General features: G+C 72.1%; 17 protein-coding genes. 6 read left to right on the top strand and 11 right to left on the bottom strand.

The window, feature by feature from the left end; translation table 11 throughout:
- Positions 1 to 77: 77 nt before the first annotated feature.
- The 3 genes from J5Y09_RS11470 to J5Y09_RS11480 all read right to left on the bottom strand — a co-directional run bounded on the left by J5Y09_RS11470 (position 78) and on the right by J5Y09_RS11480 (position 2,744).
- Positions 78 to 401: an FtsB family cell division protein gene (locus tag J5Y09_RS11470; protein WP_209351910.1), complete on the bottom strand. Its 324-nt coding sequence runs from the start codon at positions 399 to 401 to the stop codon at positions 78 to 80.
- A gap of 124 nt (positions 402 to 525) precedes the next feature.
- Positions 526 to 1,806 (bottom strand): phosphopyruvate hydratase, encoded by a 1,281-nt coding sequence (gene eno / locus J5Y09_RS11475; RefSeq protein WP_209351912.1) that lies wholly within the window; start codon positions 1,804 to 1,806, stop codon positions 526 to 528.
- A gap of 71 nt (positions 1,807 to 1,877) precedes the next feature.
- Positions 1,878 to 2,744: a hypothetical protein gene (locus J5Y09_RS11480; protein ID WP_209351914.1), complete on the bottom strand. Its 867-nt coding sequence runs from the start codon at positions 2,742 to 2,744 to the stop codon at positions 1,878 to 1,880.
- Positions 2,745 to 2,835: 91 nt separating this feature from the next.
- On the opposite strand from J5Y09_RS11480, the gene J5Y09_RS11485 reads away from it, so the two are divergent.
- Positions 2,836 to 3,279 (top strand): MaoC/PaaZ C-terminal domain-containing protein, encoded by a 444-nt coding sequence (locus tag J5Y09_RS11485; RefSeq protein ID WP_209351915.1) that lies wholly within the window; start codon positions 2,836 to 2,838, stop codon positions 3,277 to 3,279.
- Here the strand turns inward: J5Y09_RS11485 and J5Y09_RS11490 are convergent.
- The 3 genes from J5Y09_RS11490 to J5Y09_RS11500 are packed head-to-tail and all read right to left on the bottom strand — an operon-like array spanning position 3,269 to position 5,056.
- A complete protein-coding gene (locus J5Y09_RS11490; RefSeq protein WP_209351916.1) occupies positions 3,269 to 4,561 on the bottom strand; it encodes a hypothetical protein in 1,293 nt (430 codons plus the stop codon). The two genes, J5Y09_RS11485 and J5Y09_RS11490, sit on opposite strands and share 11 nt — an antisense overlap.
- Positions 4,558 to 4,803 (bottom strand): hypothetical protein, encoded by a 246-nt coding sequence (locus J5Y09_RS11495; RefSeq protein WP_198378266.1) that lies wholly within the window; start codon positions 4,801 to 4,803, stop codon positions 4,558 to 4,560. The genes J5Y09_RS11490 and J5Y09_RS11495 overlap by 4 nt, the downstream gene beginning before the upstream one ends.
- Positions 4,804 to 4,810: 7 nt before the next feature.
- Positions 4,811 to 5,056 carry a hypothetical protein gene (locus J5Y09_RS11500; RefSeq protein ID WP_209351918.1) on the bottom strand — a complete coding sequence of 82 codons (246 nt, stop codon included), beginning with the start codon at positions 5,054 to 5,056 and terminating at the stop codon, positions 4,811 to 4,813.
- A gap of 242 nt (positions 5,057 to 5,298) precedes the next feature.
- Between J5Y09_RS11500 and J5Y09_RS11505 the strand changes: the two genes are divergently transcribed.
- Entirely contained in the window at positions 5,299 to 6,051 is a 753-nt protein-coding gene (locus J5Y09_RS11505; protein ID WP_209351919.1) for a class I SAM-dependent methyltransferase, read from the top strand.
- 90 nt (positions 6,052 to 6,141) lie between these two features.
- Here the strand turns inward: J5Y09_RS11505 and fusA are convergent, their stop codons facing one another.
- Positions 6,142 to 8,223 (bottom strand): elongation factor G, encoded by a 2,082-nt coding sequence (gene fusA / locus J5Y09_RS11510; protein ID WP_209351921.1) that lies wholly within the window; start codon positions 8,221 to 8,223, stop codon positions 6,142 to 6,144.
- Positions 8,224 to 8,441: 218 nt separating this feature from the next.
- On the opposite strand from fusA, the gene J5Y09_RS11515 reads away from it, so the two are divergent.
- The 3 genes from J5Y09_RS11515 (at position 8,442) to J5Y09_RS11525 (ending at position 11,788) form a co-directional block, all read left to right on the top strand.
- Positions 8,442 to 9,740: a DUF1800 domain-containing protein gene (locus J5Y09_RS11515; RefSeq protein WP_209351922.1), complete on the top strand. Its 1,299-nt coding sequence runs from the start codon at positions 8,442 to 8,444 to the stop codon at positions 9,738 to 9,740.
- 38 nt (positions 9,741 to 9,778) lie between these two features.
- Positions 9,779 to 11,053: a DUF1501 domain-containing protein gene (locus J5Y09_RS11520; protein ID WP_209351925.1), complete on the top strand. Its 1,275-nt coding sequence runs from the start codon at positions 9,779 to 9,781 to the stop codon at positions 11,051 to 11,053.
- Between the two features lie 66 nt (positions 11,054 to 11,119).
- Complete coding sequence (locus J5Y09_RS11525; protein ID WP_209351926.1) at positions 11,120 to 11,788, top strand: hypothetical protein; 669 nt, start codon at positions 11,120 to 11,122, stop codon at positions 11,786 to 11,788.
- A 150-nt stretch (positions 11,789 to 11,938) separates the two neighbouring features.
- On the opposite strand, the gene uraH is transcribed toward J5Y09_RS11525, so the two are convergent.
- The 3 genes from uraH to J5Y09_RS11540 form a co-directional block, all read right to left on the bottom strand.
- A complete protein-coding gene (gene uraH / locus J5Y09_RS11530) occupies positions 11,939 to 12,301 on the bottom strand; it encodes a hydroxyisourate hydrolase (protein WP_209351927.1) in 363 nt (120 codons plus the stop codon).
- Between the two features lie 15 nt (positions 12,302 to 12,316).
- A complete protein-coding gene (locus tag J5Y09_RS11535; RefSeq protein WP_209351929.1) occupies positions 12,317 to 13,498 on the bottom strand; it encodes a urate hydroxylase PuuD in 1,182 nt (393 codons plus the stop codon).
- A gap of 78 nt (positions 13,499 to 13,576) precedes the next feature.
- Entirely contained in the window at positions 13,577 to 15,145 is a 1,569-nt protein-coding gene (locus tag J5Y09_RS11540; protein WP_209351931.1) for a peroxidase family protein, read from the bottom strand.
- 173 nt (positions 15,146 to 15,318) lie between these two features.
- On the opposite strand from J5Y09_RS11540, the gene serA reads away from it, so the two are divergent.
- The gene (gene serA / locus J5Y09_RS11545) at positions 15,319 to 16,569 is read left to right on the top strand and encodes a phosphoglycerate dehydrogenase (RefSeq protein ID WP_209351932.1); all 1,251 of its coding nucleotides are present in this window, start codon (positions 15,319 to 15,321) and stop codon (positions 16,567 to 16,569) included.
- 36 nt (positions 16,570 to 16,605) lie between these two features.
- Here the strand turns inward: serA and J5Y09_RS11550 are convergent, their stop codons facing one another.
- Positions 16,606 to 17,586 carry a TerC family protein gene (locus J5Y09_RS11550; RefSeq protein ID WP_342451460.1) on the bottom strand — a complete coding sequence of 327 codons (981 nt, stop codon included), beginning with the start codon at positions 17,584 to 17,586 and terminating at the stop codon, positions 16,606 to 16,608.
- Positions 17,587 to 17,724 lie beyond the last annotated feature (138 nt).

The raw sequence follows: 17,724 nt of genomic DNA on the forward strand, positions 1-17,724 counted from the left end.
GAAGCAGCGGAGCCTGCGGAAGGCGGAAAATTTCCCGTGCGCGGGGCCTCGCCGGGCAGGCCCGCATCGCCCCGCCGCTACTGGTAGAGCCGTCGCTCCGGCCCGTAGGGCACGACGATCTCGTCCCGCCCGACCATGTTCAGCAGCGCCCGGGCCCGCTCGTCCAGCTGGTCGCGGTCGACACGGTCGCCGCGCAGGCCCGTGACGCGCCGCTCGATCGCCTCCCGGTCCGCCTCGGCACGGCTCAACTCGGCCCGTGCGGCGGCGATGTCGGCCATCCGGTGCTCGCGCGCGATCAGGCCGCGCTCGCCGTGCATGGCGTTCCAGATGAAGTATCCGGACAGCGCCAGGAACAGCGACGGCAGGGCGAGAGCCTGGATGACGCGCTTCAGGAAACGCAAAGAGGACAACCCGTGGTGGTGGCGGGACCCGATTCTAGTCGCGCCCGCGAATCCGTGTCACCCGCTTCGTCCAGGAAATCCACGCCGGCGCGTCACTTTTCCGCACCGGCGCGGCAGAAAGGACTCACAGGCGGCGGATCGCGCCGCGCCCGGCATAGCGCGCGGCCGGCCCGAGCCCCTGCTCGATGCGGATCAGCCGGTTGTACTTGGCCAGGCGATCCGACCGCGACAGCGACCCGGTCTTGATCTGCCCGCAATTCGTCGCGACCGCGAGGTCGGCGATGGTCGCATCCTCGCTCTCGCCGGAACGATGGCTCATCACCGAGCGGTAGCCGGCGCGATGGGCGGTCTCGACCGCCTCCAGCGTCTCGGTCAGCGTGCCGATCTGGTTGACCTTCACCAGGATGGCGTTGGCCGTCGCGCGCTCGATCCCCTGGCGCAGCCGCTCGGGGTTCGTCACGAACAGGTCGTCGCCCACCAGCTGGACCTTGGCGCCGATCCGGTCGGTCAGCGCCTTCCATCCGGCCCAGTCATCCTCGCTCATGCCGTCCTCGATCGACACGATCGGCCAGTTGGCGCAGAGGCCGGCCAGGTAGTCGGCCATGCCGCCGGCATCGAGCGTCTTGCCCTCGCCTTCCATCACGTACCTGCCGTCGTGGAAGAACTCGGTCGCGGCGCAGTCCAGCGCGAAAACCACGTCCTCCCCCACCCGGTGCCCGGCCGCCTCGCAGGCCTTGGCGATGAAGCCGAGCGCCTCGTCCGCCGACTTCAGGTTCGGCGCGAAGCCGCCCTCGTCGCCGACATTGGTCGAATGCCCGGCGTCGTGCAGCGCCTTCTTCAGCGCCATGAACACCTCGGAACCGACGCGCACCGCATCGGCGATCGTGCCGGCGCCGACCGGCATGATCATGAATTCCTGGATGTCGATCGGATTGTCCGCGTGCTTGCCGCCGTTGATGATGTTCATCATCGGCACCGGCAGGGTGCGGGCGAAGACGCCGCCGACATGGCGATAGAGCGGGATGTCGAGGTCCGCCGCCGCCGCCTTGGCGACCGCGAGCGAGACGGCGAGCATCGCGTTCGCCCCGAGCCGCGCCTTGTTCGGCGTGCCGTCCAGCTCGATCAGCGTCTCGTCGATCTTGACCTGGTCGAGCGGGTCCATCCCGGAGATCGCGTCGAAGATCTCGCCCTCGACATTGGCGACGGCCTTGAGCACGCCCTTGCCGCCGTAGCGAGCCTTGTCGCCGTCGCGCAGCTCCACCGCCTCATGCGCGCCGGTCGAGGCACCGGAGGGGACGATGGCGTGGCCACGCGCCCCGGTGTCGAGCACCACCTCCGCCTCGACGGTCGGGTTGCCGCGGGAATCGAGGACCTCGCGGGCGATGATGTCGGCGATGGCGGCCATGCGGGCGGCACTCCGGGTCGGGCTGGGGTTGCGGGGTGGCTACACCGCGGATGGCGGCGCGCCAATCCCCCTCAGCGCGCCTGCGCCTCGATCGCCCGCAGCCGCGCGACGGATGTCGCGAAGGCTTCCACCCCCGCCTCGTCGCCCGCCCCGGCGGCGCGGTGCGCGGCCGGCATGGCGGCGAAGACCTGCGCGAGTTCCGCCGCCGCGACATCCGGCGCATCGGCCGCGAGCCGGGCCTGGGTGCGGTTCCACAGCGCCATCCGGTCCTGCGGCGAGAGGTTGCGGTCGTTGCGCGCGGCGGCGAGCACCGCTTCCTGCGCGCCGCGCCAGCCGCGGTGGCGCTCGGCCAGCACCGCGCGCAGGCCGCCGCGCGCGTCGCGCCCGACCAGCGCCTGGAGGAAGCCCGTGGCCTCGGCGACCGCGCCCTGGCGCCCCGCGGCGAAGCCCGCCGCGTCGCTGCCCTGCGGCGCCGGCGCGGCGAGCGCGCGGAAGGCCCCCGCCGCGCGCTGGCGGGCCGCTTCCGCCGGCCAGGGGCCGGGTGTCCCGCGCAGGGCGCCGATGGCGGATTCGACCCGCGCGAGCGCGGCCGTCGCCTCGGCATCCCCCGCGGCGACGCCGCCGAGCGAGAGGGCCGACAGCCGCTGCGCATGGATCAGCAGCAGGTCCATCGCCGGGTCCATCACCGCCCCGGCCGCGGGCACCGCCGGGGGCGGCGGCGTGCGCGGCATGCCGCCGGCGCCGAAGCGCAGCGTCGCGGCCTCCTCCACCTCCCGCCGCTCCCGGAAGGCGAGGTGGTCGACGACGCGCCCGGCCGAGGTGTCGGTCAGCGCGACCAGCCCGGCATGGCGCGCGGCCGGGGTGGGCGGCACGGCGGGCGGGCCCGCGGTGCAGCCCGCGGCGAGCAGGAGCAGGAGGGCGATCATCGGGCGGCGCATGGCGGTTTCCTTCCCTCGGGGCGCGACGGGGCCGCGCGGGCGCGGGTCAGGGGCAGGACAGACCCGGAAGGTGGCGGTAGCGTGGCACCCCATGGATCCGATCCGCTCCCTCGACGACCTCGCCCCCGGCATGGCCTGGGATCTCGGCACGCTCAGCCTCCCGCTCGAGGAGGTGGTGGCCTTCGCCGCGAAATACGACCCGCAATACTTCCACCTCGATGCCGAGGCGGCGCGCGAGAGCATCTTCGGCGAACTCGTGGTCAGCGGGCTGCACACGCTCTCGGCCGTGTTCGGCCGGGTGATGGGCAGCGGGCTGCTCGCCGGCGTCTCGCTCGGCGGCAACCAGATCGACACGAAATGGCCCGCGCCGCTCCGCCCGGGGGAGGAGATCGCGGTGCGCACCGAGGTGCTGGAGGTCCGCCCCTCCCGCTCCGGCCGCCCGCTCGGCATCGCGAAGCTCAGGCACACCGGCCGGCGCGTCGCCGACGGCGTCGTGGTGATCGAGGCGACGGGGACGCATTTCCTCAGGCGCTGAGCGCGAGCTCGGCCACCGCGCCGTCGTCCAGCGCGACCGAGACGATGCGCGCCCCCGCCGTCGCGACAGTGCCGCGCCAGTCGGCGAGCAGCAGGTGCGCAGCACCCGGCAGCACGCTGCGCACCGCGCCGACCGGCAGCGCCGCGCGCCAGGCGATGCGCCCATCGGCGCCGATCCGCATCAGCCCGAGCGGCTGGCCCGGCGCGCCATGCAGCAGCAGCAGCGCATCCGGGGCCGGGCGCAGCGGGTCCGGCGTGCCGGCGGTCAGGAAGCCGGCCAGGTGCAGCCCCGTGGCGCCCGGCACCGCGGCCAGGTCGACCAGGCGCTCGGCCTCCCCGAAGCGGTTCGGCATGTTGGCGGGCCAGTTCGGCGGCGCGGCCGAGGCCATGCGCACCGCGCCGCGCCAGAGCGCCTGCGGCGCGCCCGGCGGCGACACGGCCGGGGCGATGAAGCCGCGCCCGCGCGGGGCCATCGGCCCGGCGAGCTTCTCGGTCTCGGCGGGCAGGCCGAACCAGGCCGGGCCGATCCGCGCCTCGTTCAGCCGGAAGGCGGTGGGGCCGCCCTGCCCGGCCTGGGCCGGGGCGTGCAGCGGCGGCAGCGGCCGAGGCGGGGGCTGGTTGGCCAGGCTCGCCGCGAAGTCCCGCGGGTCGAGCCGCCAGGGCCCGCCCAGCGTCGGCCCCTCGATCACCAGCGCGTCGGCGGTGCGCAGCGCGCCGCGCGCGCGCAGATTGGCGAAGACGACCTGCGGGTTGCGCTCGGCCAGCCCGTCCTGGTCGGCCAGCACGCGCCCATCCACCGCCGAGACGGCGCCGAGGCCGCCGAGCCAGATCCAGACCGTCGCCCCCTGCTCGGCAATCAGCGCGGCATCGCCGAGCGCGCCGCGCGGGACGGAGGCGAGATGCACCTCGAAGCGCGGCGCGAGCGTCCCGGCATCCAGCGCGACCAGCTCGATGCGGTCGCGCGGCGCGGGCGCGTCCGGCGGGTCGGTCGCGTCCTGCTCGGCCCGGCGGGCGAGCATGAACAGCACGTCCGAGGCGCCGACGCGCGCGCGCAGCAGCGGCGGCACCAGCATGCGCGGGCCGAGCCGCTGCGGCGGCGGCGGGCCTTCATCCAGCAGGAACACCGCCCCGGCGCCGAGCGCGGTGAGCACGGTGAAGCCCGCGACACCGGCGAGCAGCCAGCGCCGCCCGCCGCCGCCCGATGGCGGCGCGGCGATGCGCGCCGCCGCTTCGCGCGGCGACACGCGGATGGTCGCGTCGTCGTCGGGCGGCCTGCCCCTCACCGGCAGGAGCAGGAGCCGCCGACGCCGCCGAAATTGCGCCGGGCGAAGTTCTCGGCGTCGGAGCGCGTGCTCATCTGCGGGCCCATCTGGCAGAAGGAGGTGCCGCGCGCGATGCGCATCTGGTCCGGGTCGCGGCCCTCGACCGCGATGCGCCCGCGGTCGCAATAGACCCAGTAGTTGGCGAGCGCGGTCGCGGGGGCGAGCAGCGCGAGGCCGAGCAGCAGCGCGGGGATGTGCCGCATGGCGCCCTCAGCGGCAGGAACAGGGGCGGCCGGCGCCGCCGAAATTGTTCCGCGCGAAATCCTGCGCCGAGGAGAGGAAGCCGAATTTCGGCCCCATCTGGCACACGCCCGAACCGCGCGCGATGCGCATCTGGTTCGGGTCGCGGCTGTCCACCTCGATCCGGTTGTTCGCGCAGTACACGTAGTAGTCGGCAAGGGCGGCGGCCGGCGCGAACAGCACGGCGGCGACGGCGGCGGCGAGCAGCATCCTCATGGGGCGGTCTCCTCTGCCTTTCGGGCCCGGGAAGCATGGCCCCCCGCCTCGCTCGCACGCAAGTGACCGGCGATACGCGAGGGGGGCCAAAGCGGCGTCGCGCGCGCCATGCCGTGAAGCGTTTCGCAGCGCGGCGGGGGTCCGGCGCGGCCGCTCGCTGGAACGCGAGGTGACCGCGCGCCAGCCCGCCGCTACGCCCGGGGGCAAGCGCCCTCGCGGCGCGACACGGTCCCGGACTGGCCATGCAGGGCGACGGCTTCCTCCACCGCTACCTCCTCAACAATGGCGGCAAGGTGCTGGACAAATGGGTCCACTACCTCGACGTCTACGAGCGCCATATCGGGCCCTATCGCGGCCGGTCGCCGGTGATGCTCGAGATCGGCGTCTTCGGCGGCGGGTCGCTGGCGATGTGGAAGGCGTATCTCGGCCCCGGCGCGCGGCTGGTCGGCATCGACATCGACCCCGCCTGCAAGGCGCATGAGGCCGAGGGGATCGAGATCTTCACCGGCAGCCAGGACGACCCGGCGCTGATCGCCGCGGTGCTGGAGAAATACCCCGCCATCGACATCGTGCTCGACGACGGCAGCCACCGGATGGAGCACCTGCGCGCCAGCTTCGAGCTGCTCTATCCGCGCCTGGCGCCGGACGGGCTGTATCTGCTGGAGGACCTGCACACCTGCTACTGGCCCGAATATGGTGGCGGGCTGCGCGCGGCGGGCAGCTTCATGGAGTTCGTGAAGGACAAGCTCGACGAGCTGAACGCGGCGCATGCGCGCGGCGCGGTGGCGATCACCGACTTCACCGCCGCGACGCAGGCGATCTGCGTCTATGACAGCATCGTCGCCTTCGAGCGCCGCCCGCAGGGCCGGCGCCAGGCGCTGGTGACCGAGCCGATGCGCCGCGGCGAGGCAGGGCTGCGCCAGATGGAGGACACCCAGGCGCTGCGGCGGATGGCGATGAAGGCGACGCTGCGCGACATGGGCGGCAAGGGCTGACCGCGCGCCGGAAACGCCGCGCCTGAAACGCGAACGGCGCGGGGGCTTCCCCCCGCGCCGCGTCGCTTCACGCCAGGATCGGGCAGGCGATCAGGCGGACTTCGCCATGATCTCGTCGGCCACGTTGCGCGGCACCGGATCGTAGTGGTGGAACTGCATGGAGAAGGAGGCGCGCCCCTTCGTCATGCCGCGCAGGTTGGAGATGTAGCCGAACATCTCCTTCAGCGGGACATGCGCGCGGACGATGACCGAGGTGCCGGCCATGTCCTGGGACTGGATGACGCCGCGGCGGCGGTTGAGGTCGCCGACCACGTCGCCGACATGGTCCTGCGGCGTCGTGACTTCCACGTCCATGATCGGCTCGAGGATGACCGGGCCGGCCTTCTTCATGCCTTCGCGGAAGCAGGCCTTGGCGGCGATTTCGAACGCGAGCGCCGAGGAGTCGACGTCGTGGTACTTGCCGTCCACCAGGGAGTACTTGAAGTCCACGGTCGGGAAGCCGGCCAGCACGCCGGTGTCGGCCTGCATCTTGATGCCCTTCTCGACCGCCGGGATGTATTCCTTCGGCACCGAGCCGCCGACGACGCCGTTCACGAACTCGATGCCCGTGTTCCGCTCCTTCGGCTCGAAGACGATCTTCACCTCGGCGTACTGGCCCGAGCCACCCGACTGCTTCTTGTGGGTGTAGGTCTCGGTGTGCGGCTTGGTGATCGTCTCGCGGTAGGCGACCTGCGGGGCGCCGATGTTGGCGTCCACGCCGTATTCGCGCTTCAGGCGATCGACGATGATCTCGAGGTGCAGCTCGCCCATGCCGGAGAGGATGGTCTGGCCCGTCTCCTGGTCCGTGCGCAGGCGCAGCGAGGGATCCTCGCCGGCCAGCTTCTGCAGGCCGAGCGTCATCTTCTCGACGCCTTCCTTGGTCTTGGGCTCGACGGAGATGTCGATGACCGGCACCGGGAAGGCCATGCGCTCGAGCACCACGGGGTCCGCCTGGTCGGCGAGCGTGTCGCCCGTGCCGGTGTCCTTCAGGCCCACGAAGGCGGCGATGTCGCCGGCGGAGACTTCCTTGATCTCCTCGCGCTTGTCGGCGTGCATCTGGAACATGCGGCCGATGCGCTCGCGCTGCCCCTTCGTGGTGTTCATCACCATGTCGCCCTGCTTGAGGACGCCGCGGTAGACGCGCACGAAGGTCAGGTTGCCGTACTTGTCGTTGATGATCTTGAAGGCGAGGCCGGCGAAGGGCGCGTTCTCGTCGGCCGGGATCACGCGGCGGTCCGCGGTCTCGTCCTGGCCTTCCTCCGGCGCCACCTTGATGCCCGGGATGTCGACCGGGGAGGGCAGGTAGTCGATCACCGCATCCAGCAGCGGCTGCACGCCCTTGTTCTTGAAGGAGGAGCCGCAGACGACCGGGCGGAACTCGCCGCTGATCGTGCCCTTCTTGATGCAGCGCTTCAGCGTCTCGACCGTGACGTCGCCCTTGTCGAAGTATTCCTCCATCGCCGTCTCGTCGACGCCGACGCAGGTGTCGATCAGGATCTGGCGGTACTCCGCGGCCTTCTCCTTGAGGTCGGCCGGGATCTCGACCTCGTCGTACTTCGCGCCGAGGTCGTCGCCTTCCCAGACCAGCGCCTTCATCTCGACCAGGTCGACGACGCCCTTCAGCGTGTCCTCGATCCCGATCGGGATCTGCAGGGCCACCCAGTTGATGCCGAGCTTCTCGGTCAGCGTCGCCGCCGCGCGGAAGAAGTCCGCGCCCGTGCGGTCGAGCTTGTTGATGTAGATGATGCGCGGGACGTTGTAGCGGTCGGCCAGGCGCCAGTTGGTCTCGGACTGCGGCTGCACGCCGGCCACGCCCTCGATCACGAACACCGCGCCGTCGAGCACGCGCAGGGACCGGTTCACCTCGATGTTGAAGTCGATGTGGCCGGGCGTGTCGATGACGTTGATGCGGTGGCCCTTCCACTCCGCCGTCACGGCGGCGGAGGTGATGGTGATGCCGCGCTCGCGCTCCTGCTCCATGTAGTCGGTCGTCGTGGCACCGTCGTGCACTTCGCCGATCTTGTGCGACTTGCCGGTGTAATAGAGGATGCGCTCGGTCGTGGTGGTCTTGCCGGCGTCGATATGCGCCGTGATCCCGATGTTACGGATCTTCTCAAGCGGGGTGCGCGCCACGATGGGCCTCCATAAGCAGAAACGGGCGCCCGCGCCGGAGCATCGGCTCCGCGCCGCCCGCAAGGGTTCACGCCGGTCAGTTGGTGGGCGCTATCTGCGACGTCCCGGCCCGCTTTGCAAGCGCGGGATGAGGCGATTCGGCTAAGGGCGGCCGATCGGCACCCCCGGCGACGTTCCGTTGCGGACGGGAAACACGAAGCCGGGCTAGGCTTGCCCCCATGCAGCCCGCCACCGTCATCGCCGCCGCCCGCTTCGGCTTCGGCCGCCGGCCGCAGGACCCCGAGCCGGCGGATCCGCGCGCCTGGCTGGCGGGGCAGGTCGCCGCGCCGGCCCCCGCCCCCGCCCTGCCCGAGGGCCACCCGGCCACGCTGCGCGAGATCTTCGCCCTGCAGGCCGAGGACAACGAGACGATGCGCGCCGGCCAGGGCCGGCCGCACCAGCAGCGCATCTGGCGCGCCGAGGCCGCCGCGCACCTCGCCCTCGCCGCGACCGAGGAGGCCGGCTTCCGCGAGAGGCTGGTCCATTTCTGGGCCAACCACTTCACCGTCGGGCGCCAGAAGGTCCCCTACACGGTCGGCCACTTCATCCGCGACGCGATCCGCCCCCATGTGACCGGGCGGTTCGAGGCGATGCTGCTCGCCGTCATCCGCCACCCGGCCATGCTCGCCTATCTCGACAACGCGACCTCGATCGGGCCAGACAGCCGCGCGGGCCAGCGCAGCGGGCGGGGGCTGAACGAGAACCTGGCGCGCGAGATCCTGGAACTGCACACCGTGACACCCGCCGCCGGCTACACCCAGGCCGATGTCGGGGCGCTGGCGCGGATCATCACCGGCTGGTCCTTCGCCCCGCAGCGGGAGCCCTTCGGCTTCCTGTTCCGACCCGCCGCCCACGAACCGGGCGAGAAGCGCCTGCTGGGCCGGACCTTCCCCGAAGGCGAGGCCGGCGGCGTCGAGGCGCTGGCCTTCCTCGCCCGCCACCCGGCGACGCAGCGGCACCTCGCGACCAAGCTGGCGCGGCATTTCGTCGCGGACACGCCCCCACCCATCGCGGTGCGGCGGATCGAGGCGGCGCTGCGCGACAGCGGGGGCGACCTGGGGGCGGCCGCCCGCGCCCTGGTCGCGCTGCCGGAAGCCTGGGACCCGCCGCTGTCGAAGCTGCGGCCGCCGACCGACTACGTGCTGGCCGTGCTGCGCGCCCTGGCCGCGCCGCCGGCGGTGGCGGAACGGGCGGTCGGCACGCTGCAATACCTCGGCCAGCCGGTCTGGAACGCCCGCGCGCCGATCGGCTGGCCGGATGCCGCCGCCGAATGGGCCTCGCCCGAGGCCATGCTCCGCCGCGTCGAATGGGCCAATGGCCTTGCCGCGCGCGGGGCGGAACGCGACGCGGCGGGGCTCGCCGAGGCGGTGCTCGGCCCCCTCGCCCGGCCCGAGACGCTGCGCGCGGCCGCCCGCGCGGGCTCGGCGCGGGAAGCGCTGACGCTTGTCGTCACCAGCCCGGAGTTCCACCGGCGATGAGCAACCCTTCGCGACCGCCGGCCGGGGATGCACGCGGCATGGTCCGTCCCCGCCGGGATGCCGAGGCCGCCGGGGCGGGACAGGCGCGCGGCGCAGGTGGCCCCGGACCGGCTGGCGGCGCGCATCTCCCCGCCCTCGGCCGCCGCGCGGCGCTGCTCGGCCTGTCCGCCGCGCTCGCCTTGCCGCAGGCGCGCGTCGCCTTCGCCCAGGCGCCGGGGGATGCGCGGCTGGTCGTCGTGCTGCTGCGCGGCGGGATGGATGGGCTGCATGCCGTGCAGCCCTATGGCGACGCGGCCTTCGCCGGGCTGCGCGGGCCGCTCGCCCTGCCCCAGCCGGGGCAGGAGGGCGGGCTGCTCGACCTCGGCGGCCATTTCGGCCTGCATCCGCGCCTGGCCGCGCTGCACGCCATGTTCGGCGCGGGGGAGGCGACGATCGTCCACGCCGTCGCCGGCCATTGGCGCACGCGCAGCCATTTCGACGCGCAGGACCTGCTGGAATCAGGCGCCGACCAGCGGCTTTCCAGCGGCTGGCTGAACCGCGCGCTGGCCGCGATACCCGCGCGGCAGGGCGCGCAGCCCGCGGGGCTGTCGGTCGGCACCGACATGCCGCTGCTGATGCGCGGCGCGACGCCAGTCGGCAATTTCGCCCCGCGCGGCAGCGCGACGCCGCCGCCGGACCTTTTCGCGCGCGTGGCCGAACTCAACGCCGCCGACCCGGTGACGGGGCCGGCCATCGCCGAAGGGCTGCGCGTGCGCGGCTACGCCACCGGCACGCTGGGGGAGGACGCGGCGATCCGCCCCGCCCAGGGCGGCGCCTTCCGGGCGCTGGCGCTGGCCGCGGGGCGGCTGCTGTCCCAGCCCGATGGTCCGCGCGTCGCGGCCTTCGAACTCTCCGGCTGGGACACCCATGCGCAGCAGGCGAACCGGCTGAACGCGCCGCTGTCGCAGTTGGATGAGGGGCTGGCGGCGCTGAAGGAATCGCTGGGCACGCATTGGCGGCGCACCGCCGTGCTGGTGGTGACGGAATTCGGCCGCACCGTGCGCGTGAACGGCACGGCGGGGACGGACCACGGGACGGGCGGCGTCGCCTTCCTCGTCGGCGGCGCGGTGGCCGGCGGGCGCGTCGCCGGCACCTGGCCGGGGCTGGCCGAGGCGCAGCTGTTCCAGGGGCGGGATCTCGCGCCGACATCGGACCTGCGATCGCTCGCGAAGGGGTTGCTGCGGGACCATCTGCGCCTGCCCGGCCCGGCGGTCGCGCGCGCCTTCCCCGGCAGCGAGGCGGTCGCGCCGCAGGGCGGGCTGGTCAGGGTGTGAAGCCGGTCACCGCGCGCCCGCGCGCGGCATGGCAGGCTGCCGGCCGCATGTGATGGAGAAGCGGCGATGCGACCGGCCTGGGTGAAGCGGCAGATCGACGACTTCGTCGCCGCCTTCTGCGCGCGCGCCACGCTGATCGGCGTGGCGGGCCTCGAGGAACTCCGCCGCGCCCATCCCGGCGTGCCGGGCTGGCCCGGCGGCGTGAAGGAGGCGATGGGCAACCTCGATGAACCGGAAGGCTTCATCTGGCGGCCCTTCGCCGGCCAGGGCCTGCCGCAGCTCTGGCTCGCGCCGACGAAGACCGGGTATCGCGCGGCGTTCGAACGCTTCGCGCGCCAGGAACTCGGCGCGGCCGGGCTCGATGGCGCGGATGTTCAGATCGACCACGTGTTCCCGAAGCGCGCGGGCTCGCTCGGCGGGCTCGGCTATGTCCGGATGCTGGCGATCCCGCCGGAGTCGAACATGGCGGCGGGACGGACGCTCGAGAAGGTGATGGTCGCGCGGAACGAGGAACTCGGCCCGCGCGGAAAGGCGACGCGGGTCGCCAGCTACTTCAGCATCGGCAAGGCGACGGGCTTCGACGGCTACGACTCGCTCCCCGACGATACGGGGGCCGGCAACCGCGCGATGGTGGGGGCCCTCATGGCCTATCTGCGACACTGGGGGCTGCCGGCCGGCGTGCTGACCGCGCTCGACCAGAGGCTAACCGAGGACACCGCCGGGCGACTGCGCTGACGGGCGGCCGCCGCGAGCCTCATGCCCGGCCGGCACGTGCCGGACCTCCCTCGGCCGCGCGGGAGCCCTGTTCTCGCGCGCGGCCACCCCGTCATCCGCGCGCGCCATCCTGCCGGCCAGCGGTCGGTCCCTCCCCCCGGCCCGTAGCCCTCACGACCCCCGATAGGTCGTGTAGGACCACGGCGTGCACAGCAACGGCACGTGGTAGTGCCCGCGTCCGTCGGCGAGCCCGACATTCACGCTGACCACATCGAGGAACAGCGGCTCCGGCGCGATGCCGCGGCCCTGGAAATAGGCGCCGATGTGGAAGCGCAGCTCGTAGCGCCCGGCGCGGAAGGTGCCGGGCGGCAGCAGCGGGTCGCGCGTGCGGCCATCGGCGTTGGTCACCGTCTCGACCACCTGCGCCGGTTCGGGGTCGAGCCGCCAGAGCTCGACGCGCACGCCTTCGGCGGGCAGCCCCTGGGCGGTGTTGAGCACGTGGGTGGACAGCGTGCCCGGTCCGTTGCCTGCCATGGTGTCGTCCTCCGTTCAATCTGCCGGCGCGCCGGCCGCGACCCAGGCGAGCAGCTTCGCCCGCTCCTCGGCCGTGATCTCGGTGAGGTTGCCCGGCGGCATCGCCTCGGTCTGCACCTGCTGGCGCATGGACGCGGCCCAGCGGCGGACCTGCTGCGGCGTTTCCATCATCACGCCCTTGGGCGGGGCGGCGAAGCCTTCCTGCGTCGGCCGCGCCGCGTGGCAGGACACGCAGCGAGCGGCAACGATGGCCTGCACCTCGGCGAAGGGCGGCGCCTCGGCCGTGCCGCTCGGCCGCTCGGGCGCGCCAGTCCAGATCAGCAGCGCCACCACGGCCGCCGCGCCGGCGGGCAGCCAGGCCGCGTTCCGCCCCTTCTGCCGCAGCACGAAATACTGCCGCACCAGCGCCCCCGCCAGCCCCACCGCCAGCAGCACCACCCAGTTCCAGCGCGACTGGTAGGTCATCGGGTAGTGCGGGGAGATCATGATGAACAGCACGGGCAGCGTCAGGTAGGTGTTGTGCACGCTGCGCTGCTTGCCCCAGCGGCCGTATTTCGGGTCCGGCGCCTCGCCCTTGCCCATCGCCGCGACCATCTTCCGCTGGCCCGGCATGATCACCATCGCGACGTTCGCGACCATGATGGTGCCCGTCATGGCACCCACCTGCAGGAAGGCGCCGCGGCCGCCGAAGACGTGGCAGGCGACGAAGGCGACGACCGCGAGCGCCGCCGCGCCGATCGCGCCGAGCAGCGCCTCGTTCTCGCCGATCTTCGACCGGCACACCTGGTCATAGGCGACCCAGCCGCCCGCCAGCATCGCCGCGCTGATCAGCACCGCGACCCAGGCCGGCATGTCGAGCACCGCGGGGTCGACGAGGTAGGTCGAGGCCTGCCCCCAATAGATCAGCACGAACAGCGAGAAGCCGCTGATCCAGGTCCAATAGGCTTCCCATTTGAACCAGTGCAGCTTCTCGGGCAGCCGCTCCGGCGCCACGAGGTATTTCTGCTTGTGGTAGAAGCCGCCGCCATGGATCGACCATTGCTCCCCGGCCACGCGGGGATTGCCGTCGGCCGGCTTGTCCAGCTGGTTGTCGAGCCCGATGAAGTAGAAGGACGTGCCGATCCAGGCGACGCCGGCGATCAGGTGCAGCCAGCGCAGCAGAAGGTTCGCCCATTCCGAAAGATAGGCAGCGTCCATGAAGCATCCCCGGCGGCCCGTTCCGCCGGCCGCTGCGGCGCAGCATGAAGTGCCACGCCGGAACGGTGCAAGGGGGCGCTACCAGCTATGCTCCCACCCCTCCTGCGTCATGGCGATGCGCGCGCCGCCCGCTCCACCCGGCGCGTTGCGCGCGACGAGGTCGGCGAGCGTCGCCGTCCCCTCGATCGCCGCCATGCCTTCCGCCGTGAAGGTCTCGGCCCGCCAGACATGCTCCGACAGCAGCGGGTTGGTCAGCGCCTGGGAGAAGGCATCGACCGCGACCATCGTGCGGATCAGCGGCGGCAGCGGCGTGTTGGGCGTCGGGTCCTCGGCGAACAGGCCCGGGTAGAACTCCACCAGGTCGGGGGACGGATAGAGCCCGCGCAGGATGCGCAGCACATCGGGGTCGGTGGAGATGTCCTCGAAGCGCCGCGGCGGCTTGAGCCCCACCAGCGCGCGATAGGCGGCGTAGGTGTCGAGCCGCGCGAGCCGCCCCTGGCGGATGGAGGATTCCTCGATCCCCAGCAGCGCGTCGGCCGTGTTGCGCGGGCCGAGCACGCCGGTCGCCTGCGCGCTCATGTCCGCGAAGCCGCGCGCCAACCCGCCTTCGAGCAGCGGCGCGTTGTCGAAGAAGGTGGCGTGGATCGGCACCGTCCGCGTGCCCCAGCGGATCTCGTCCGGCATCAGGGAATGCCAGCGGTAGAGCAGGCTGAACTCGGTCGTGATCCAGTTGGGCCGGTTCCACGGCGCCCGCCAGGCGACGCGCGGGTCGGCCATCAGCCGGATGGGCACGGGGGAGATGTGGTTGATGTACTCCTCCACCACCAGCTTGATGAACATCACGATCACCACGTTGCGCGCGGTCTGGAAGACGCGCTCGTCGTCCCAGTCCGGATGCGCGCGCTCGATCATGCCGGCGATGCGGTTGTGCTCGCGCAGGAACAGCGTGTTCATCATCGAGACCTGCGGCACGCTGTTCGCGCGGTCCCCGCCGAAGGCGAAGATGCGATCGCGCAGGGCCGGGGCGGCCTCGATCTTGTCCCGCCCGAGCGGCGGGTCGAGCACGGCGAATTCCGCCCGGATCGCCGGCCCGTCATACAGGAAGGGCGCCCATTCCTCGCCCGCCAGCACCTGGCTCTTCAGCCGCCCGCGCTCGCCCTTCGCCTCGCTCATCAGCCGCAGCGCGCGGGTCTGCTCCCGCGTCCGGCCATAGAGCGGGCTGAGGTCGATCTGGTGGTTGGAGGTGTTCTGCAGCCGGATCTCCTCCGACTCCCCCGCGGAGCTGTTGGGCATGCGGGTGCGGATGAAGCCGTCCGTCAGGTACTGCGCGAAGGCGGGGAACAGGCAGGTGGACTTGGCCGAAAGCCGCTGCCCGCCCGCCGGCCGGCGGAACAGGTCGGCCACGCGGGCCGTCTCGGGCTGCCCCGGGATGTTCCGGGCCGGCAGGTGCCGGGCGCTGTAGCGCATGTCCGTGAGCGAATCCCAGGACACGTAGTCGTGCACCGTGCTCCAGGGATGCGGGCGCGTTCGCGTCACGCCGACGGACCGGTTGATGGCGATCCGGTTCACCAGGCGATGGAAGCCCGGGAAGATCTCCGTCAGGCGGACCAGGGCCTTGAGCGCCCAGGCGGGCAGCAGGTCGAACATCGGGACGGCCTCCCACATTCTGCGGGCGGCATCGAAACGCCCCGGGCGGCCCCGCCGCAACAACGAAACGGTCCGGCCGCGCCGGCGGGTGATCCAGCGCACGGGACCCGCCCCTTGCCTCGGGGCGCCTCCGGGGGCAGGAAGCGCGGCCCAGCCACGGACCCGGCCCGCCCATGTCCCCTGCCCGCCTCTCCCTCCCCAAGGACAAGATCCGCATCCTGCTGCTGGAAGGCATTTCCGACAGCGCGGTCGAGCGGCTGGCCGATGCCGGCTACACGAACGTCAAGCGGGAATCGAAGGCGCTGGACGGGGCGGCGCTGATCAAGGCGCTGAAGGGCATCCACATCCTCGGCATCCGGTCCCGCACCCAGGTGACGGCCGAGGTGATCGAGGCCGCGGACCGGCTGTTCTCCATCGGCTGCTTCTGCATCGGCACCAACCAGGTGGCGCTGGACGAAGCGGCGATGCGCGGCGTGCCGGTGTTCAACGCGCCGTTTTCGAACACGCGATCGGTCGCCGAGCTCACGCTGGCCGAGATCGTGATGCTGATGCGCGGCATCTTCCCCAAGTCCAACGCCGCGCACAAAGGGGACTGGGACAAGTCCGCCGCCAATTCCTGGGAGCTGCGCGGCAAGACTCTCGGCATCGTCGGCTACGGCAACATCGGCAGCCAGTTGTCCGTGCTGGCCGAGGCCTTCGGCATGCGCGTGATCTACTGGGACCACACCGGCAAGCTGCCGCACGGCAACGCCCAGCCGGTGACGTCGCTGCACGCGCTGCTGGCGGAAGCCGACGCGGTGACGCTGCACGTGCCCGAGACGCCGGAGACGATGAACATCATCGGCCCGGCCGAACTGCGCGCTATGAAGAAGGGCGCGGTGCTGGTCAACAACGCGCGCGGCACGGTCGTCGACCTCGATGCGCTGGCCGCCGCGCTGCGCGACGGCCACATCCTCGGCGCCGCCGTGGACGTCTTCCCCGTCGAGCCCGCCCGCAACGGGGAACCCTTCGTGACGCCGCTGCAGGGCCTGCCCAACGTGATCCTGACGCCGCATATCGGCGGCAGCACGGGGGAGGCGCAGTGGCGCATCGGGGAGGAAGTCAGCCGCAAGCTGATCGAATACTCCGACACGGGGGCGACCTTCGGCGCGGTGAACTTCCCCCAGGTGCAGCTGCCCGCGCGGCCGTCCGGCGCGCGCTACCTGCACGTGCACCGCAACGTCCCCGGCGTGCTGCGCCAGGTGGACGAGGCCTTCGCGCGCCGGCACCTCAACATCTCCGCCCAGTTCCTGCAGACCAGCGGCGGCGTCGGCTACGTGGTCATCGACAGCGACAATGCCCGCGACCAGGCGGAGGCGCTGCTCGAGGACCTGCGCGCGATCGAGGGGACGATCCGCGCGCGGCTGGTCTACGAAAGGCGCTGAGGCCGAGGGCTTCCGCCCCCGGCCCCGCGCGGCGCGTCACGCCTGCGCCGCGCCGCCCGTCCGGCGCGTCTTGAACAGCGAGAACACCACGCCGCCGGCGATCAGCGCCGTGGTGACGGACAGCCCGATCGCCGGGTCCAGCTTCCCGAAGATCTGGTTCCAGAAGATCTTCAGCCCGATGAAGATCAGCACGAGCGACAGCGCGTACTTCAGATAGGCGAAGCGGTGCACCATGGCGGCCAGCGCGAAGTACAGCGCGCGCAGGCCGAGGATGGCGAAGATGTTGCTCGTGTAGACGATGAACGGGTCCTGCGTGATGGCGAAGATCGCCGGCACGCTGTCCACCGCGAAGATCAGGTCGGCGATCTCCACCAGCACCAGCGCCAGCATCAGCGGCGTCAGCCACACCGACACCTTGCCGGTCGTGGGGTCCGGCAGGCGGACGAGGAACTTCTCCCCGTGCAGTTCGTTGGTCACGCGGAAGCGGCGCTTCATGAAGCGCAGCACCGGGTTGTCCTTGATGCTCGGCATGTTGTCGGCCACCACCAGCATCTTCACGCCGGTGGCCAGCAGGAAGGCGCCGAAGATCCACATCACCCAGGCGAACTGCGACACCAGCGCGGCACCCAGCCCGATCATGATCGCGCGCAGCACGATCACGCCGAGGATGCCCCAGAACAGCACCCGGTGCTGGTAGATCGCCGGGATGGCGAAATAGGTGAAGATGAGCGAGATGACGAAGACGTTGTCGAGCGCGAGCGTCTTCTCCACCGCGAAGCCGGTGAAGTACTCCATGCCGCGCTCGGGCCCGAGTTCCCACCACACCCAGCCGCCGAAGGCCGCCGCGACGGCGATGTAGAAGGCCGACATCCACAGGGATTGAGAGACAGGGATCTCCCGCACCTTGCGGTTCAGCACGCCCAGGTCGAAGACGAGCAGCGTGATGACGATGCCGATGAAGGCCAGCCACATCCAGGCGGGCTTGCCCAGCCATTCGGCGAACAGGAACGCATCCACGGGTCAGTTCCTCCAGATGCCGCGCGCGCGCGGCAGGTGAAGGATCCGACATCGCGGCGGGATGTCTCCCCGCCGCCAGAGGGGCCCGGATCCGGATGGCGCGCGAGATCGTTCGCCCGCGCGCCCGATTCAAGGGGT

Origin of the sequence: Roseomonas nitratireducens (genome assembly GCF_017813355.1) — a bacterium.
Lineage (GTDB): Bacteria > Pseudomonadota > Alphaproteobacteria > Acetobacterales > Acetobacteraceae > Neoroseomonas > Neoroseomonas nitratireducens.

Bases quoted from the DNA above. Each gene is read 5' to 3' on its own strand.
- eno (WP_209351912.1), bottom strand. From the start codon at position 1,806: ATGGCCGCCATCGCCGACATCATCGCCCGCGAGGTCCTCGATTCCCGC.
- J5Y09_RS11480 (WP_209351914.1), bottom strand. From the start codon at position 2,744: ATGCGCCGCCCGATGATCGCCCTCCTGCTCCTGCTCGCCGCGGGCTGC.
- J5Y09_RS11485 (WP_209351915.1), top strand. From the start codon at position 2,836: ATGGATCCGATCCGCTCCCTCGACGACCTCGCCCCCGGCATGGCCTGG.
- J5Y09_RS11495 (WP_198378266.1), bottom strand. From the start codon at position 4,803: ATGCGGCACATCCCCGCGCTGCTGCTCGGCCTCGCGCTGCTCGCCCCC.
- J5Y09_RS11500 (WP_209351918.1), bottom strand. From the start codon at position 5,056: ATGAGGATGCTGCTCGCCGCCGCCGTCGCCGCCGTGCTGTTCGCGCCG.
- J5Y09_RS11505 (WP_209351919.1), top strand. From the start codon at position 5,299: ATGCAGGGCGACGGCTTCCTCCACCGCTACCTCCTCAACAATGGCGGC.
- J5Y09_RS11515 (WP_209351922.1), top strand. From the start codon at position 8,442: ATGCAGCCCGCCACCGTCATCGCCGCCGCCCGCTTCGGCTTCGGCCGC.
- J5Y09_RS11520 (WP_209351925.1), top strand. From the start codon at position 9,779: ATGGTCCGTCCCCGCCGGGATGCCGAGGCCGCCGGGGCGGGACAGGCG.
- J5Y09_RS11525 (WP_209351926.1), top strand. From the start codon at position 11,120: ATGCGACCGGCCTGGGTGAAGCGGCAGATCGACGACTTCGTCGCCGCC.
- uraH (WP_209351927.1), bottom strand. From the start codon at position 12,301: ATGGCAGGCAACGGACCGGGCACGCTGTCCACCCACGTGCTCAACACC.
- J5Y09_RS11535 (WP_209351929.1), bottom strand. From the start codon at position 13,498: ATGGACGCTGCCTATCTTTCGGAATGGGCGAACCTTCTGCTGCGCTGG.
- J5Y09_RS11540 (WP_209351931.1), bottom strand. From the start codon at position 15,145: ATGTTCGACCTGCTGCCCGCCTGGGCGCTCAAGGCCCTGGTCCGCCTG.
- serA (WP_209351932.1), top strand. From the start codon at position 15,319: ATGTCCCCTGCCCGCCTCTCCCTCCCCAAGGACAAGATCCGCATCCTG.